This is a genomic window from Chryseobacterium indologenes (assembly GCF_002025665.1).
Taxonomy (GTDB): domain Bacteria; phylum Bacteroidota; class Bacteroidia; order Flavobacteriales; family Weeksellaceae; genus Chryseobacterium; species Chryseobacterium metallicongregator.
The window spans coordinates 1,382,273-1,397,428 of record NZ_CP018786.1 but is presented as its reverse complement, the minus strand read 5'-3'; the positions used below and the strand labels follow the sequence as shown (position 1 = coordinate 1,397,428).

Genomic DNA, 15,156 nt, shown 5'->3' with positions numbered 1-15,156 from the left:
TTTTTATCATCATCTTTAAACTTTAAATATTCAATTCACATGTCTGGTACAGTTATATTATCTGAAGGAGAAGAATTCAATCACGTTATACATGAGGTGTCAAAATACATTAATCTGTATGTAATGGCGTTTGAAAAAGATGAAAGAACCATTACACGTGTAGACAAACGCGAAAATATGTATGGTGGAAACGGAACAGTATACATGATACAGATGTTTGAGCAGGAAGAGCTTGCCAATAACCGTCTGGCCGCGTATATGGTTTTACTGAATAAAGGCGACGAATCCGGCTTTCATACGCACAATCTGAGAAATGAGCAGGAACTGTATGTTGTTGTACATGGGACCGGAGAATATAGAGAAAGAACCGGAACAGAAGGAACAATACGTAAGAAAACACTTCAAAAAGGAGATATTACAGCCATCAACTCCATAGGATATCATTCTGTTGAAAACACTGGCGACGAACCTTTAATTATGTTTGTTATTACTACTAATAACCCATAAAAAACTCCGGCTGAAATGTCCGGAGTTTTTATTTTTTTATAGTAAGTTTCGATTACAAAATCTTAGAAACTTCATTACAAAGCCATTCTAATAATTCACGATCTTCCTTCGTGAAAGGATCGATGGTGTGAGAATCAATATCGATCTGACCGATATTTTTTCCATCCTTAAAAATCGGAACTACAATTTCTGCTTTTGTATCAATGGAACAGCTTAAATAATTGCTTTCTTCATGTACATCAGGAACTACAAATGTTTCATTGGAAACGGCAACCTGCCCGCAAATCCCTTTACCGTAAGGAATAATGGTATGATCTGTTGGTGCTCCTACATAAGGGCCTAAAATCAATTCTTCCTTATCTCCGTTTTTGAAATAGAAGCCAGTCCAGTTGAAGTAAGGGATTTCCTGATCCAACAGGTGGCAAACTTTTTCAAGTTTTTCTTCTGTATTATGTTTAGGACTTTCAAGAATTGAGGAAAGTCTTTTCTTTAATTCTGACATTGTATTTATATTTTAAGAGAATTGTTTTAGGGAAAGTTCTTCTTTATATCCGAACATTCCACGCTCTTTAATCATTTCTGCTACGCCTTCCGGAACCTGAGTTTCCCAGCCTTTCACACAACATGCAATTTTTCTCAATATTTCTCTGGAATAAATTTCCAAAAACTCCGGATTATAATTGGTAATATCAACAATACGGTTGTTGTGTTTGAAATATTTATATAATTCTTTCAGGTTTTCCTCTACTTTCAGGTTGGAAGAATCCAACAGCTGATGAGTTTCCGGATCTTTATAAGGATACAGATATACTCTCATTCCGTTTCTGAAAAACTTACCGAAGGCTTCTAGAATTCCTCCTGAAAGATTTTTATAATATTTCTCATCGAATACCATCAACATATTATTTACTCCCATTGCTACCCCGATGTCTCCACTTGTGTAAGATGCAAAGTAATCAATCAGTCTGTAATATTCAGAGAAGTTTGAAATAATAACGGTATACCCCAGTTTTCCAAGAATGTCTACTCTATCCAGGAAATCTCTTTCATCGATATCTCCGTCTGCTCTCAGATTGGAAATGGTGATTTCAATAAGAACTTCTGTTTCTTCGTGAGTACAGGTGGCATCTTTGAAGAACATATCCATACCGTTTTTAAGCATATCAATGTTCACTTTCGTCACGGGTCTGAAACTTCCTCTTACCGCGAAAATATTTTTCTTGTACAAAACATCTGCCGGAAGCATGTTGCTTCCCTGAGAATTGAAAATCACAGCATCCGTCATTCCATTCTTGACCAATTGAAGAGACATCAGTCTGTTATCAACATAGGCAAAAGCAGGTCCGCTAAAGTCAATCATATCAATTTCCAGATTATCTTTTGCAATATCATCATAAAGAGATTCTACCAAAGTTCTTGGATTATCAAAATAATGAAAGGCCCCGAAAATAAGGTTTACTCCCAGATTCCCTAAGGTTTCCTGCTGAAGTGTAGCATCATTTTCTTTGAATTTTACGTGGATAACGATCTCATTATAATCTTCATTTTCTTTGGTTTGAAAACGAATTCCTACCCAGCCGTGGCCTTTTACAGTTTTGTCAAAATTGATAGTAGTTACCGTATTGGCGTAAGAAAAGAATTTTCTATCAGGATTATTATCTCTTGAAATTCTCTCTTCAATCAAAGCTACTTCATATCGAAGCATTTTGCGAAGCCTGTTTTGGGTAACATACCTGTTTTTTACTTCCTTTCCGTAGATGGCATCACTAAAATCTTTGTCATAAGCAGACATTGCCTTAGCAATCGTACCGGAAGCTCCCCCTGCTCTAAAAAAGTGGCGAACAGTCTCCTGCCCTGCTCCAATTTCTGCGAAAGTACCATAAATAGTAGGATCTAGATTAATTGTTAATGCTTTTTGTTTAGGAGTTAGTTTCTGATACATTAGGACATGAAATTTTTTGTAAATTTACCAAAATTAAACCAACCTCAAAACAAAATGAAGTTGAAATTTTTAGGAACTGGTACTTCTCAAGGTGTACCCGTTATAGGCTGTACATGTGAAGTGTGTACTTCAGAAAATCCAAAAGACAAACGTTTACGTTCTTCCGTGATGATCACTACGGAGGAAAATAAAAAAATACTGATCGACTGTGGTCCCGATTTCAGGCAGCAAATGCTTACCAATCATGAACATAATGTAGACATTGCGCTGATTACCCATGAACATAATGACCATGTGATTGGGCTGGATGATATGCGTCCTTTGATTTTTAAAAATGGAAAAGATGTTCCGTTGTACTGCTACTCAAGAGTGGCTCATGAAATAAAAAACAGATTTCCTTACGCTTTTGCAGATGTAAGATATCCCGGTGCACCCGCTTTTGAACTTCACGAAATTGAAAATAAACCTTTTCAGGTACTGGATACGGAAATCACTCCTGTGGAAGTGATTCACTATAAAATTACTGTGTTCGGATATAAGTTTAAAAAACTGGCTTACATTACAGATGCAGGATTTATTTCTGAAACGGAGAAAGAAAAATTGAAGGATCTGGACATTCTGATCTTAAACTGTATCAGAAAATTTGATCCCCATCCTGCCCATTTTATCCTTCCCGATGTCATTAAGTTGTTTGAAGAGCTAAAACCTAAGCAATTATTTTTAACACACATCAGCCATCACTTAGGCCTGCATGACATTGAAGATAAGGAGCTTCCATCCGGAATACACCTTGCCTACGATGGTTTGGAACTTAATTTTTAAAAAAAATTATTCAAAAAGCTTTTGAACATTGAAAAAAGTTCCTATATTTGCACACCAATTTGAAACAAACATCACGTTTGAAATCAACATCAAGCCCAGGTGGCGGAATTGGTAGACGCGCTGGTCTCAAACACCAGTTCTTAGGAGTACCGGTTCGATCCCGGTCCTGGGTACAAGACCGGAAAGAGGTGATAATTCACTTTCTTTCCGGTTTTTTTTCATACCTAACTCATTGTTTATCTGGTATATATAAGAGAGCAAAACATTGGGTCGGGTGGTTCGATAATGATTTTTTGAAAATTGCAATTTTTCAGGAAATATCGAACCAATTATTTTACGTTTTACCTCGATATCCCCATCAGTATAGACTTTCGCAAGGTCTACTAGGTTCGATAATGCTTGGTCTAGTAGTTTTTGAAAATCTATTTTCTTATTATCCTTTCCTTTAGTTAATTTAGCTTCGAGCTTTTCAATTTGTGCTTTACAGTCGGTCTTAATTTCAAGATAATCTTCATCATCAATGACTTCCTCCATCAGTTTATTTCTTGCCTGTTTCAATTTACTGTTTAAACGATCTATTTCTAATAGAATTGCTTTCCTTTCTCTTTGGGGATTATTGATTAATTTTTCAAAATTTTGCCTCAGTACTTTTTTCAAATAATTTTTTATAGATATGCGCATTTCCAATGACTGCAATATCTCTAAAAATTTAGAATTAATAATCTCAGATTTGTAACGGTATGAACACGGGGACTGGCAATGATAGTAATAATATTTATTTCCAGAACGTCCCGTAGAGGCACTGCCTGTAATCAAATGACCACATTCCGGACACACAAGGAAACCTCTTAATGGCAAATTATCGTCAGACAGTACTTTTACATTAGGTCTGGCTGGATTCACATTTCCATCCATTATACATTGAACTTTTTCGAATAGTTCTTCACTGATCAAAGGTTCATGAATACTTTTAACAAAATGAGCCTCCTCTTCATTGAATTGCTCCACGTAAATTTTCCCACAATATGCGGTATTCCGTAAACTTGCAAGAAAGGCACTTATCTTAACTGACTTTCCTTCTTTTCTGTTCATCATATCCATGATTTGGCTCGCTGAATAAATGCCTTTGGACATTTCATTAAATGCCCATTTCATATTGGAAGCTTCCGGTTCCTTCGGAATTACATACTTTTTCCCGTTTTCCGTTATTCTGTTAGCGTAGCCATAAGGTGCCCTTCCCATTAATCTGCCTTCTTTTTTAGCACGGCGCATTCCATAATAAGTATTCAGAGCGCGCCTGTCGTTTTCAACTTCCGGTGCAGCAAGATATATAGCCAGCATCATTTTATTTTCAGGAATTGAAAGATCTAAAGGTTACTCAATGGCCTGCGGTTCAACGTTAATTTTCCTAAGTATGTTAATCATTTGATACGCATCGCCAGCGTTCCTGCTGAAGCGATCCCATTTTGTAAAAAGCAGCAGATCCGTTTTTGAGCTTTTTTTCTTTAGCGTATCCAGTAATTTAATCCACTCTGGCCTGATAAAAGTCTTGGCTGAGTAATCTTCATAAATGATTTGACCTACTTTAATGTTATTGTTTTCACAATAACGTTTTAATCGTTCCTCCTGATCTCTTTGCGAGTATCCCTTATCTGCCTGCTCATCAGTTGACACACGGATATATAAATCGGCTTTTTTCATATATAAATCTTAGAAAATATTATTGTTCTAAAAAACTCTTAATGGTAATTTTTAAGAGCATCGTCAGAAAGCTTAAAATATTTTTCGCCTCCTCAATGCTCAATTCAATTCCCTCCTCTTCTTTAAAAATCTTGATAATCTCCTCTATGGTAATGTTACTAATTTCAACTTTCTTCTCCATACCAATACTTTTTTAATAAAAGTATTGGACAACTGTTCTGAAATTAAACCCAGACACTTATGCGATGTATTTGGCTTTTAAATATAAATGTCTAACGCTTGAAACATGTAAAATCAAACGAAACACTTAACATCAACCATCAGGCGGAAAAAATTTTTATTTATAAAAGATGTGATTACGTTTAAATTTATTTTTTAGGTGCAACAAGAGAAAATTGATGCAAAGAAATTCATCATTCTTAGATTCAACTAAAATACAAATAAAATCAACATTGTTAATTTAAACATTCATTTCATATACAAAAACAGGTTATTGACTGCTATTACACGAAACATTTTCCATAATAAACCGGTAAAAAGGCAGCTAAGGTATTGTTGCCAGCCGTCTTGCTAATCCAACCAAAAGACTACGGCATAAACGGTTTCCTCCCTAAAGGTACCCTCCAATTATTCCGTTTCCTTTTGTTTTTTTTCATTGTCAACACTTCATATCTGCTTTCTTTTTTCCGGTTTTTCTTTTGAAAAATATTCAGCGAAGCCTGAAAGGCTTTTAAGAAATAGAATGGAGAAGAGATTGAAAAGGCTTTTGATCCAGAAAAGATACATAACATTTCAAAGATGTTTTAAATAGTGTTTTAAATAGTGTTTTAAATAATGTTTTAAATAAATGCTTTTTTAACTTAAGTACGGGAAACAAAAGGCTCTGCCGTACTCAGAGCAATAACAATGAAATATAATATTGTAAATGAGATCAAATTGATCTACACAAGAAAAGGAAATGCTGAAAAAAAAGTACTGAACTCCCAGGATGCTACAGATATTTTCAGGGAACATTTTGATGCAGATCAGATCGACTACAGAGAGTCATTTTACTCAATGTATATGAATCAGGCTAACAAGGTCTTAGGAATACAAAAAATATCAGAATCTGGAATTACCTCTTCTCTTGTTGACATCAGAATCATCATGCAGGGAGCTCTATTATGTAATGCCGTATCATTTATTATAGCCCATAACCATCCTTCCGGAAACCTTACACCTTCTCGCGAAGACATAGGCATCACACAAAAAATAAAGGAGGCTGCCCAACTATTAAATATTAACATGCTTGATCATTGTATAATAACTTCAACCGACTCCTTCTCTTTCTCCGATGAAGGTATTTTATAAGGGACTTAAATTTCTAAAAATAAGAATCCAGAGCCGGTTCCCGGTCTGGATTCTTGTGGCGTCGCGGAAAGATGCTTGTCCTTTAGGAGGCCAACCATCTTTCCGCAAATACTAAACAATACTTCTCAAATTAGATGGTTTTATTTGAAGTGGAAATATATATTTGTAAGCTAAAGAAATAGTATTTATCCGTTTAGCTTTTTGTTGTTGAATTGAAATTCAATTTTCTCCTCATTTCCAAAACTGTCTGAGAGCCATACCGTAAATGATTGTGAAACTTCAGAGGTTGAAGTATAATACAATCTGAACTCTTTCTCATAAAGAGGATAAATATCATTAGGAAAGTAAGGTTGAGTGTTATAATACTGCAGCTTTCCTGCTCCCTCAAACTGAAAATATCGAAGATAATATTTGGTGTCAGCAAAATTACCTTCAGGAATAATTTTGATACGGATCTCCACATACTCATCTTTAGCGATATCCTTAGGAACAGGCATAACCGACACCTTAAAAGGATAATTCTGCTGAATTTCCAAATCATCTTTTTCACATGATTGTACAAATAGTCCAATCACAAATAGTAGCAAGAAACACTTTAGTTGTATTTTAGCTGTATTAATTATATTTTTCATTTTTCATTATTTTTAGAAATTATATCTTATTCCTACCCCCAGCAGAGAGTGAAAATTAACCATTTGACTATTTTTCAAAAAGCGAAGTTGCCCGTTGACCAGGAAAACTAAATGCTCAGTCAGATAGCTTTCAATAGACAGCTTACCGTTCGTCCCATAAATAAAATTACCTGTAGAGTTAAGCTTTGATCCATCATACAACAATTCATCACCTCTATTAATCTGCTCGTAACCAACAAGACCTCCAATTCCCAGATTAAAATTGACATTTCGCATGAAGTCTCCCCAAACATAAAAACTGTACCCACTGCTCAGCAGGAAACTATCTATCGGGATATCGCCGCTTGTGTATTTATAATATTTTCTACCATATTCTGCCAGTCCAAAAAAGTAATTACCATTCTTCGAGTAAGAAACAAGCCCAGTACTTAACATATAATTTTGTTTTTCTGGAGATTTTGGAAATACCGAATAGGTAAATTCAACACCAATTTGCTTAGGAATCATCTGTTGAGCAAATATTTTGCTACCCATTATCATCATGAAGATGACTGTTAAAAATATTTTGTGCATCTTACTCCGTTTTAATGGTTAAACTGTTTATCAATCTTGCATGAACAAGATCTTCATTTTCAAGCTGTACTTTCAGATGCCTTCCCCCATTCTTTTCCAGAATTTCAATCTCCAAAACCTGATCTTTTAAGAGTGTAAACTGATCAAGCATATAAATCCCTTTACTGTCTGAATGATCAGCTATTATCCTTTCCGGGAAATAGGTACGAACCTTCTCTAAAATCTTATCCTGAACGACCGTTCGCTTTAAGTTCTTTTTATCGACAATTTTAAAATTGACCCATTCAATAGCATACCCCACATTACTTTGATTCTTAACCTGCAATGTGAAATAAAACTTGCTGTCATTAACGTGCAGTGCTCTGACTGAAAACTCAATTCCATAGCTTTTCGAAGCAATATGCTTAATAGTTCTGTTGCTTTTCCTGTAAAGATTTTCTATAATAAGCTCTGTCAGAGTAGTTGAGCTTCCTTTAAGATCTTCAAATAATACATCAGTAGCATATTGCCTTTCAATACCTCTCTGAAGTTTTACCAAATCATAGCTTAATATATCGGGATAAGAACTGTAAGATGCATCAAAACTATAAAATTTTCCATCCTCAGTAATAACCGAAAAATTGGTTTCCTCTTCAAAATCTTTTACAGCCGATTTAATCCGGAGAACATTTCCGATAGGTTCCGCCTTATTGGCAACCAAGAGGTCACTTCCCAGATCAACATATCGTATTGATGAGGGGAATATCAGATGACTTGTTTTATTGTAGGTGACGTTAATCCGGAAAGGGTCCAATTTTGCCTGTTCCAAGGAAATATAAGTTGTCACAGAATCCTGCCCAAATGCCTTGCTTACTAATAGAAGTAATAGCATAATGAGAATATAATGACTCTTTTGTGTATTCATTTTTATTTTTTTTGATTAGTTATTTTTGGGTAAGAGTAAAACTTGATGGCCAGCTTTTACAGTTACTTTCAATTGTCTGACTCTCTTCTGAAAATAACCAGACAGCCCCTGTACTACTCCCCTGCTCAGATCAGCTGCAATCTGCTGCCCTGCAGATTGGGTCATCATAATATTGGTGCCTGAAGTCTGGCTCATATTAGCTACAATATCGCTTACCGCATTCTGCTCCGCGGAATAAGGAACATACAATCCCATCTGACCGTCTGTGTCATAAACATTAATTTCTACAGGATAGATATTACCTTGAGATTGAATGGAAGATATTTTTAACTGAAGCCTCCCACCCTGAAATTTGCTTACTGCAATCAGTAAACTCCCAATTGGAATTTCAGCTCGTCCGACTTTCATCGCTTCTGAAAGCCTTATAGATAATGTACTTTCATTGACCAAAGTCTTAGTTTCATAGACCACACCTCTTATTGCGTTTTTTGTTTGAACCGAGTTTTCTGAATCATTTTGACTGTCATAAAATCTATTCTGATTCAAACCTGCGACAAAAGCACTATCCGACTGGTCTCTGTATAATGAGGAAACAACATTGGAACGTACCGGTATTGCTGAAGTCAGTTTAACCTTCTTTTCCGTTGACTTTTCGACCTCTTCTTTTTCTGCTGGTTTTTCCTGCTTTGGCGTCGTTGGAAGATACTTAGCAGCCATTTGATACGATTTTTCCATGAGCTCTAACTGGTCGTTCATTCCCAGACCCACAGGAACAGCATGATTTTGCATTGACTCATTCTTTAGCCTTGAAATTTCTTTCCTTAGGTTATTGACCTCCTGATTATCCCGATTATAGAATGAGCTTAAGGTCTGCTGTGCATTTCGATAACTGTTTAGAGCATTCTGATCGGATTGCTGAAGAACACTTCTATTGGATGTTGAAGAAGGTGGGTTGCTATTATAGTTTACACCGTTCTGGTCATTCCAGTAATCTGATAAAGTTGTTATTGAATTTCTCTTTTCTTCATTCTTTTGCTCTAATAACTGCTGCTCATAAGCCTTTTGCTTATCAGACTGCAATTGACCGTCTTTTGCCTGTGGAATAGCTGCATTAAATCCGGCCTCTTCAATAATGGTATGATCGGTTTTGGACTTAAAGATTAGATAAAAGCAAGATGCACATATAGCAGCCATCAAAAAGTAGATGAAAGGTTTCTTTAGTCTTTCCCATTGAGCCTTGGGATGATCATTCACTCCGTTAGAATTTTGGGAGAGATCATTTTCTATCACTCTAATTTTCTCTGAATCTTTCATATTCTATTTTTTAGTGGATGAGTTTACTATTTCATTATGCTTCGATCCTTTTTCGATAGGTTTCTTAGAAATGCCGTCAATATGATTGATAGAAATGGTATTACTTCTTTGACCTGTCGAAATACAGATATTCACAATGACGATGACGGTTATCAAAACATAACCACCAAAGAAAACCTTGGTCAGGAATTTTTGTCGCTCTACCGGAAGAGATTTCCATTGTTTATCAATCTTTACAACATAATTTTCGAGTGTATCTCTTAGTTTTTTCATATCGGTCTTATTAGCGTTCAACAGTTTCGACATCTCTATTTTCAAGCACGTTGAATTTTTCAATGATAAATCCCTGAGGATTGCTGTCAGACCGTACAGAATTAACCAGTGAACAATTAGTGACTAAATTTCTGATGGTAAGATTGCTGGACCTGATTATAAACTGTCGTGCGTATGTTTTAACATCATAAGGGTAAGTGTCAAAGTTGGCAACGACACTATCTACCTCAACTCTCTGCTGGATATTACCGGAAATGATTCTGTTATAGTAGCCTTTTTCCTGAAGGTCTTTATAGTAATTGAATGCAGATTGATCAGCCAAATTGAAAGCCCTTTTTACATTACTTTCAATAGCATTCTTATCAGGGGCTATGGTGAAGAACAATTCATGAAATCGTCTCACATGCTCTCTTGCTTCTACAGGTCTGTTGATCGACATATCCTGTGAAAGGGCTACCATCAATGATTTACCGTTATCCAGCACATAGATCTTTTGACGCTGATCTTCGGCAAACTGATAGGATTTGAATACCACAATCCCTACAATTCCAAAACACAACACCGCAAAAACGAATGTAAACAAACGGATCTGTTTGAAGCTGCTCTCAATATTTCTTAATGTTTTAAATTCCATAGAACTGTATTTTTATTTTAATAATCTTCCCGAAATATTTCCTGTTGCAGAACCTACTGCCGCTCCTGCGACATTACCTGATTTCGTGGCAGTTTGGTTTACATTGCGCATGAAATTGCCTGCTCCTCCTGCCTGAATTACCCAGCCAGTCACCGTTGGCACCGTAAAATAACCTATGATGCCAATCACCATATAGATGATATACACCGTATTGGAGGTATCAGGAATGAAGGTCGGATCTGCGAGCATTTCAATATCCCGTTCTAAAATCAGAGTTTGTATCTTGGCAAGAATAGCACTGAATATATCGGCAACTGGAAGCCATAGATAAACGCTAACGTATCTAGTCAACCATTGAGTTAAAGTGGTCTGAAATCCATCCCAGACGGAAATTGCAAATGCAATCGGTCCCAAGATTGAAAGTACAATCAGAAAGAAGGTTCTGATGGTATCAATAACTAAAGCTGCCGACTGAAACAATATTTCAAGAAACTCGCGGAAACCATCCCTTATATCTTTCTTGATCGCAAACATTTCTCTTTCAATATACATTCCGGACATCGTAACCAAATCTGAAGGTAACCATCCGAGTTCCTCCAGCTTTTTGTCAAATTCTTCGTTTGAAATCAAATATGCCATCTCCGGATTTCTGAGCATTGCTTCCCGTTCTAAAAGATCCTTCTTCTGCTGCAGCTCATTCATATCCAATACCTGATTCTCCAGCATTGAGTGGCTTCCCTGAACAATGGGACTCATTACCCCATTAAGGCTTCCTAGTACCACTGTCGAAAAAAACATAATACAGATGCCAATGGCAAAGGGTCTCAGCATGGGAAACAAATCGATAGGTTCTGCACGGCTCAATGACTGCCAGACTTTTAGTGCTACATAAAATAATGCTCCCAATCCCGCAACACCTTTCGCTACTGCCGCCATATCAGCGCACATCGGCATCATTTCCTCATAAACGGAACGCAATACTTCGTGTAAGTTGCTAAGTTCCATCTTACCAGTATTTTTGATTGGAGGTTCCGTAAAGATTTAATACCCTTTGGGTATTGTTCTGTTTTTTCGCTCTCAGGTAGCTGACCGAAATATTTTTATTGGTGTAGTATCGTACCAGATTATGATACGCTTTGACCTCTTTATAGACTCTGTCAACAACATCCATCCTTTCTTTATCATTCAGAGAAAGACCATTAGAAGTGATGATCTCTTTGAGTTCTTTCAATAGCTCCGTACTCTCGGTAAGAAGCGCAGAATAACCATTGGCAATAGAAGCTAATTCCTGAGCATTGAAATTGGGATCATTGAGCATCTTTCCGAAATTATTCACATACATCTCAGAAACATCACCTACCAAAAGAACAGTCTGCTGAACCTTTCTGGCATCTTTGACCAGATTATTGATGGCTTTCAGCTGGTCATAATACTCTTTACCCTGTTCATACACTTTCTTAACTTCATTGAAGTTCTTAACAACGTTAGATACCGTTGATGAAGTCTGCACGATTTCATTGGCTGAGTTTAAAATTCCCGAAGCCAGGTTTGCGGGATCTGTTACGACAAATTGTGCTTTTGTATAGGTTACGGCAGCAAAAAATGCTACCATTAAGGTTTTAATGATTAAATTTTTCATTGTTGTAAGATTTTAAATGATTTAATTGTCTTTTGTGTTCGATTTGATTCTCTTGAGAGAAATCCGCTTGATGGCCTGTTCTACATTGCCATCAAGTTCTGATGCAAGGTTCATCACCTCCATTTTTTCTGTTTCTTCAGTAGTATAAGCTAGATACTCTTCGGTAGAAACTTCAGTCGCATAGACTGCTGAGTGCGTTCCACCTAATCCAATCCAAACTTCCTTGTAAAGTCTTCGTGAATCATTATTCATATTGATAGAAAGTACCTGAGCTTTTTCTTTATCCGTTAATCCCAGCATTGCCTGAATGTCATCGAATTTGTTCATATACTTCCGCTGATCGAGAAGGATCTTACAGTCTGAATTATTAATGATACTTTCTTTCACGATGGGTGACTGGATAATATCATCGACTTCCTGAGTCACCACAATGGCTTCTCCGAAAAATTTTCTTACAGTCTTGAAAAGGTATTTAATATACTCTGCCATACCTTCTTTGGCAATGGCTTTCCAGGCTTCTTCGATGAGGATCAGTTTTCTGATTCCTTTGAGCCTTCGCATCTTATTGATGAAGACTTCCATTATGATAATGGTCACAATAGGGAACAGAATTTTATGATCCTTAATGGCATCGATTTCAAAGACAATGAAACGCTTTGATAACAAGTCCAACTGCTTCTCTGAATTCAGCAGATAGTCATACTCCCCTCCTCTGTAATAAGGTTCAAGCACATTGAGAAAGTTGGCAATATCAAAGTCTTTTTCCCTGACTTTCTTTTGCTCCAATACTTTCTGATAGTCATCTTTGATGTACTCATAGAATCCATTGAAAGAAGGATGCAGGTCATTAGATTTTATCACTTCAATGTATCCACTTACAGCATTGGACAGAGCCACTTCCTCTGAACGAATCGGTGGTTCATCATCTCTTTTCCATAGTGTCAGAATCAAGGTTTTGATACTCTCCCTTTTTTCGATGTCAAAGATTCCATCATCGGTATAGAATGGATTGAAAGCAATAGGATTGTCTTCTGTATAGGTGAAATATACTCCATCCTCTCCTTTGGTTTTACCTTTAATGAGTTCACATAATCCCTGATAGGAATTTCCGGTATCTACAAGAAGGACATGCGCTCCCTGCTCATAATACTGTCGCACCATATGGTTGGTGAAGAATGATTTACCACTGCCCGATGGACCAAGGATAAACTTATTTCTATTCGTAATAATCCCCTGTTTCATCGGCAAATCTGAAATATCCAAATGAATAGGCTTTCCAGTCAGGCGATCAGCCATCTTGATCCCAAAAGGTGATGGTGAATCCTGATAGTTGGTCTCTTCTGTGAAAAAACACAAAGCAGGTTCGATGAATGTGTAAAAGCTCTCTTCACTAGGAAAATCGCCTGCATTACCGGGAATTCCTGCCCAATATAAGGTAGCTGTATCCGTGGTATTATGACGGGGCTTACATTCCATTAAGGCTAGCGCACTCCCCGTATCATTTTTTAACTGCTTGAATTCAGCAGAATTGTCAGACCATGACATCACATTAAAATGAGCACGAACAGATTGCAGACCATATGAATGTGCTTCATTTAAATACTTTTCAATCCATTCCTTATTGATCTGATTGGCTCTGCTGTATCTTGCTAAAGAGTGCATATTCCTTGCAGATTTTTCAAATTGGCGAAGGTTCTCTTCACTATTGTCAATGAACAGATATTGATTATAAATGTGATTACAACTGAGCAGAAGTCCCACCGGAGAAGCAAATGATAAAAGACAGTCGCTGCGATCGGTGCTTAATTTCTCATAACGGCTATGTGATGAGACAGTACCTGGCAAATCCTCCGTATCCGATAGGGTATGCATACTAATCCGGTTGTTACCAATTCTCATTTCTTCTGAGCCTAATTTGATGTCCTGCAATGACGGATGGGTTTCACGGGATAGAGTCAGATACTGTTCCAGTAGTCCTGACCTCTCGGAAGTTCCTGCTATCTCATCTTCTGTCATCCTTTCCAGATGGATATAACCGCTGTCATTCATAATCCGCTCCAGCTGATCGACCGCTTCAAGAAAACGACCAATGATTTCTTTGTCTTTAATCTCTTTTGGAATCAGCTTGCCTTTACAGAGAGAAGAAAAATTGCTCTGCATCCTTATTCTCTCCTTACTGGTTTTTGTGATGAACAAGTAGCAGTAATGATTTAAAAAGGGTCTTTCATTGAAATGCCTTTCAAATGATTTGGAAAGAAAACTCTGGTCTTCTTGTGACAAATCAGGATTGTAGTTTTCTTTCATAAACCAGTCCTGTTTGTGAACGATGGTGAAATCCGGTAATGTTTTAATCGCTTTAAACCAAACGGAATGCATGGCTTCATACTCAGCGGAAGCAACGGTAAACAGTTCGGGGAGTCTGACCTTAAAGCAGATGGTCACATCAGCGTCCTTTGAAATGATACAATCATTTTCAATCGCAAGCAGTGGAAATTTGCTTTCCAAGGTTGCTGCTTTGGAAGAATTTCTCATACGTCTGTTCTTTTACGGTTAGATTTCAAATACCGATAAATACTCTTTCGACTGATGATGTATTTTGGATGCTTTTTTTGAGCACCCATTTTCATCAGACCATGTTCCCCGTATTTTCTATTCAGTGCGAAAGTCTGCCCGGTAAGAAGTCCACTGCTGATTCCTCCGAGAATTAAACACAGATAGGTATTGACACCTGCCATATACATAACCATGACACAGATCAATATTCCTAAGAGCCCTCCACTGAAGATAAAGAGGTATTGCGCTTTAAGTCCCTTGAACTCTACCGTCCGTCCTATTCCTTTATTGATATAATAGATATTCATAACC

The 15,156-nt window shown here is 36.9% G+C and carries 18 protein-coding genes and 1 tRNA gene; 4 read left to right on the top strand and 15 right to left on the bottom strand.

What is annotated here, in order from left to right; all coding sequences use genetic code 11:
- The first annotated feature begins 39 nt into the window (after window positions 1–39).
- Complete coding sequence (locus tag BUE84_RS06375; RefSeq protein WP_079240913.1) at window positions 40–507, top strand: cupin domain-containing protein; 468 nt, start codon at window positions 40–42, stop codon at window positions 505–507.
- A gap of 52 nt (window positions 508–559) precedes the next feature.
- Here BUE84_RS06375 and BUE84_RS06370 read toward each other — a convergent pair whose 3' ends face one another.
- Window positions 560–1,009: a GAF domain-containing protein gene (locus tag BUE84_RS06370; protein ID WP_079240912.1), complete on the bottom strand. Its 450-nt coding sequence runs from the start codon at window positions 1,007–1,009 to the stop codon at window positions 560–562.
- Window positions 1,010–1,021: 12 nt separating this feature from the next.
- On the bottom strand, window positions 1,022–2,449 hold the full coding sequence (locus BUE84_RS06365) for a nicotinate-nucleotide adenylyltransferase (RefSeq protein WP_079240911.1): 1,428 nt from the start codon (window positions 2,447–2,449) through the stop codon (window positions 1,022–1,024).
- 54 nt (window positions 2,450–2,503) lie between these two features.
- On the opposite strand from BUE84_RS06365, the gene BUE84_RS06360 reads away from it, so the two are divergent.
- Window positions 2,504–3,271, top strand: coding sequence for an MBL fold metallo-hydrolase (locus BUE84_RS06360; RefSeq protein WP_079243865.1), 768 nt, complete (start codon window positions 2,504–2,506; stop codon window positions 3,269–3,271).
- A 93-nt stretch (window positions 3,272–3,364) separates the two neighbouring features.
- Window positions 3,365–3,444 (top strand) — tRNA-Leu (locus tag BUE84_RS06355).
- Here the strand turns inward: BUE84_RS06355 and BUE84_RS24780 are convergent.
- The 3 genes from BUE84_RS24780 to BUE84_RS24545 all read right to left on the bottom strand — a co-directional run bounded on the left by BUE84_RS24780 (window position 3,398) and on the right by BUE84_RS24545 (window position 5,153).
- A complete protein-coding gene (locus tag BUE84_RS24780) occupies window positions 3,398–4,405 on the bottom strand; it encodes a recombinase family protein (protein ID WP_238594419.1) in 1,008 nt (335 codons plus the stop codon). The two genes, BUE84_RS06355 and BUE84_RS24780, sit on opposite strands and share 47 nt — an antisense overlap.
- Window positions 4,406–4,645: 240 nt before the next feature.
- Window positions 4,646–4,972: a recombinase family protein gene (locus tag BUE84_RS24775; protein ID WP_238594372.1), complete on the bottom strand. Its 327-nt coding sequence runs from the start codon at window positions 4,970–4,972 to the stop codon at window positions 4,646–4,648.
- A 19-nt stretch (window positions 4,973–4,991) separates the two neighbouring features.
- Window positions 4,992–5,153 carry a hypothetical protein gene (locus tag BUE84_RS24545; protein WP_167348773.1) on the bottom strand — a complete coding sequence of 54 codons (162 nt, stop codon included), beginning with the start codon at window positions 5,151–5,153 and terminating at the stop codon, window positions 4,992–4,994.
- 725 nt (window positions 5,154–5,878) lie between these two features.
- Here BUE84_RS24545 and BUE84_RS06345 point away from each other — a divergent pair.
- On the top strand, window positions 5,879–6,322 hold the full coding sequence (locus tag BUE84_RS06345) for a JAB domain-containing protein (protein ID WP_007846375.1): 444 nt from the start codon (window positions 5,879–5,881) through the stop codon (window positions 6,320–6,322).
- Window positions 6,323–6,507: 185 nt separating this feature from the next.
- Here the strand turns inward: BUE84_RS06345 and BUE84_RS06340 are convergent, their stop codons facing one another.
- The 10 genes from BUE84_RS06340 to BUE84_RS06295 are packed head-to-tail and all read right to left on the bottom strand — an operon-like array spanning window position 6,508 to window position 15,152.
- Window positions 6,508–6,954: a DUF3872 domain-containing protein gene (locus BUE84_RS06340; protein ID WP_002980926.1), complete on the bottom strand. Its 447-nt coding sequence runs from the start codon at window positions 6,952–6,954 to the stop codon at window positions 6,508–6,510.
- 12 nt (window positions 6,955–6,966) lie between these two features.
- Window positions 6,967–7,527, bottom strand: coding sequence for a conjugal transfer protein TraO (locus BUE84_RS06335; protein WP_047432732.1), 561 nt, complete (start codon window positions 7,525–7,527; stop codon window positions 6,967–6,969).
- A 1-nt stretch (window position 7,528) separates the two neighbouring features.
- Entirely contained in the window at window positions 7,529–8,431 is a 903-nt protein-coding gene (traN, locus tag BUE84_RS06330) for a conjugative transposon protein TraN (RefSeq protein WP_052187016.1), read from the bottom strand.
- 15 nt (window positions 8,432–8,446) lie between these two features.
- Complete coding sequence (traM, locus tag BUE84_RS06325) at window positions 8,447–9,745, bottom strand: conjugative transposon protein TraM (protein WP_047432735.1); 1,299 nt, start codon at window positions 9,743–9,745, stop codon at window positions 8,447–8,449.
- A 3-nt stretch (window positions 9,746–9,748) separates the two neighbouring features.
- Entirely contained in the window at window positions 9,749–10,018 is a 270-nt protein-coding gene (locus tag BUE84_RS06320) for a hypothetical protein (RefSeq protein ID WP_238594378.1), read from the bottom strand.
- 10 nt (window positions 10,019–10,028) lie between these two features.
- A complete protein-coding gene (gene traK, locus BUE84_RS06315; RefSeq protein ID WP_047432738.1) occupies window positions 10,029–10,652 on the bottom strand; it encodes a conjugative transposon protein TraK in 624 nt (207 codons plus the stop codon).
- A gap of 12 nt (window positions 10,653–10,664) precedes the next feature.
- Window positions 10,665–11,657 carry a conjugative transposon protein TraJ gene (gene traJ / locus BUE84_RS06310; protein WP_047432740.1) on the bottom strand — a complete coding sequence of 331 codons (993 nt, stop codon included), beginning with the start codon at window positions 11,655–11,657 and terminating at the stop codon, window positions 10,665–10,667.
- Between the two features lies 1 nt (window position 11,658).
- On the bottom strand, window positions 11,659–12,264 hold the full coding sequence (locus BUE84_RS06305; RefSeq protein WP_047433371.1) for a DUF4141 domain-containing protein: 606 nt from the start codon (window positions 12,262–12,264) through the stop codon (window positions 11,659–11,661).
- A 48-nt stretch (window positions 12,265–12,312) separates the two neighbouring features.
- Entirely contained in the window at window positions 12,313–14,823 is a 2,511-nt protein-coding gene (locus BUE84_RS06300) for a TraG family conjugative transposon ATPase (protein WP_079240910.1), read from the bottom strand.
- The gene (locus BUE84_RS06295; protein WP_047433372.1) at window positions 14,820–15,152 is read right to left on the bottom strand and encodes a DUF4133 domain-containing protein; all 333 of its coding nucleotides are present in this window, start codon (window positions 15,150–15,152) and stop codon (window positions 14,820–14,822) included. The genes BUE84_RS06300 and BUE84_RS06295 overlap by 4 nt, the downstream gene beginning before the upstream one ends.
- Window positions 15,153–15,156 lie beyond the last annotated feature (4 nt).

Excerpts from the sequence above, each read along its gene's own strand:
- BUE84_RS06345 (WP_007846375.1), top strand. The coding sequence starts at position 5,879 with ATGAAATATAATATTGTAAATGAGATCAAATTGATCTACACAAGAAAA.
- BUE84_RS24775 (WP_238594372.1), bottom strand. The coding sequence starts at position 4,972 with ATGAAAAAAGCCGATTTATATATCCGTGTGTCAACTGATGAGCAGGCA.
- BUE84_RS06295 (WP_047433372.1), bottom strand. The coding sequence starts at position 15,152 with ATGAATATCTATTATATCAATAAAGGAATAGGACGGACGGTAGAGTTC.
- BUE84_RS24780 (WP_238594419.1), bottom strand. The coding sequence starts at position 4,405 with ATGTCCAAAGGCATTTATTCAGCGAGCCAAATCATGGATATGATGAAC.
- BUE84_RS06335 (WP_047432732.1), bottom strand. The coding sequence starts at position 7,527 with ATGCACAAAATATTTTTAACAGTCATCTTCATGATGATAATGGGTAGC.
- BUE84_RS06360 (WP_079243865.1), top strand. The coding sequence starts at position 2,504 with ATGAAGTTGAAATTTTTAGGAACTGGTACTTCTCAAGGTGTACCCGTT.
- BUE84_RS06365 (WP_079240911.1), bottom strand. The coding sequence starts at position 2,449 with ATGTATCAGAAACTAACTCCTAAACAAAAAGCATTAACAATTAATCTA.
- BUE84_RS24545 (WP_167348773.1), bottom strand. The coding sequence starts at position 5,153 with ATGGAGAAGAAAGTTGAAATTAGTAACATTACCATAGAGGAGATTATC.
- BUE84_RS06300 (WP_079240910.1), bottom strand. The coding sequence starts at position 14,823 with ATGAGAAATTCTTCCAAAGCAGCAACCTTGGAAAGCAAATTTCCACTG.
- BUE84_RS06320 (WP_238594378.1), bottom strand. The coding sequence starts at position 10,018 with ATGAAAAAACTAAGAGATACACTCGAAAATTATGTTGTAAAGATTGAT.
- traN (WP_052187016.1), bottom strand. The coding sequence starts at position 8,431 with ATGAATACACAAAAGAGTCATTATATTCTCATTATGCTATTACTTCTA.
- traK (WP_047432738.1), bottom strand. The coding sequence starts at position 10,652 with ATGGAATTTAAAACATTAAGAAATATTGAGAGCAGCTTCAAACAGATC.
- BUE84_RS06340 (WP_002980926.1), bottom strand. The coding sequence starts at position 6,954 with ATGAAAAATATAATTAATACAGCTAAAATACAACTAAAGTGTTTCTTG.
- BUE84_RS06305 (WP_047433371.1), bottom strand. The coding sequence starts at position 12,264 with ATGGTAGCATTTTTTGCTGCCGTAACCTATACAAAAGCACAATTTGTC.
- traM (WP_047432735.1), bottom strand. The coding sequence starts at position 9,745 with ATGAAAGATTCAGAGAAAATTAGAGTGATAGAAAATGATCTCTCCCAA.
- BUE84_RS06370 (WP_079240912.1), bottom strand. The coding sequence starts at position 1,009 with ATGTCAGAATTAAAGAAAAGACTTTCCTCAATTCTTGAAAGTCCTAAA.
- BUE84_RS06375 (WP_079240913.1), top strand. The coding sequence starts at position 40 with ATGTCTGGTACAGTTATATTATCTGAAGGAGAAGAATTCAATCACGTT.
- traJ (WP_047432740.1), bottom strand. The coding sequence starts at position 11,657 with ATGGAACTTAGCAACTTACACGAAGTATTGCGTTCCGTTTATGAGGAA.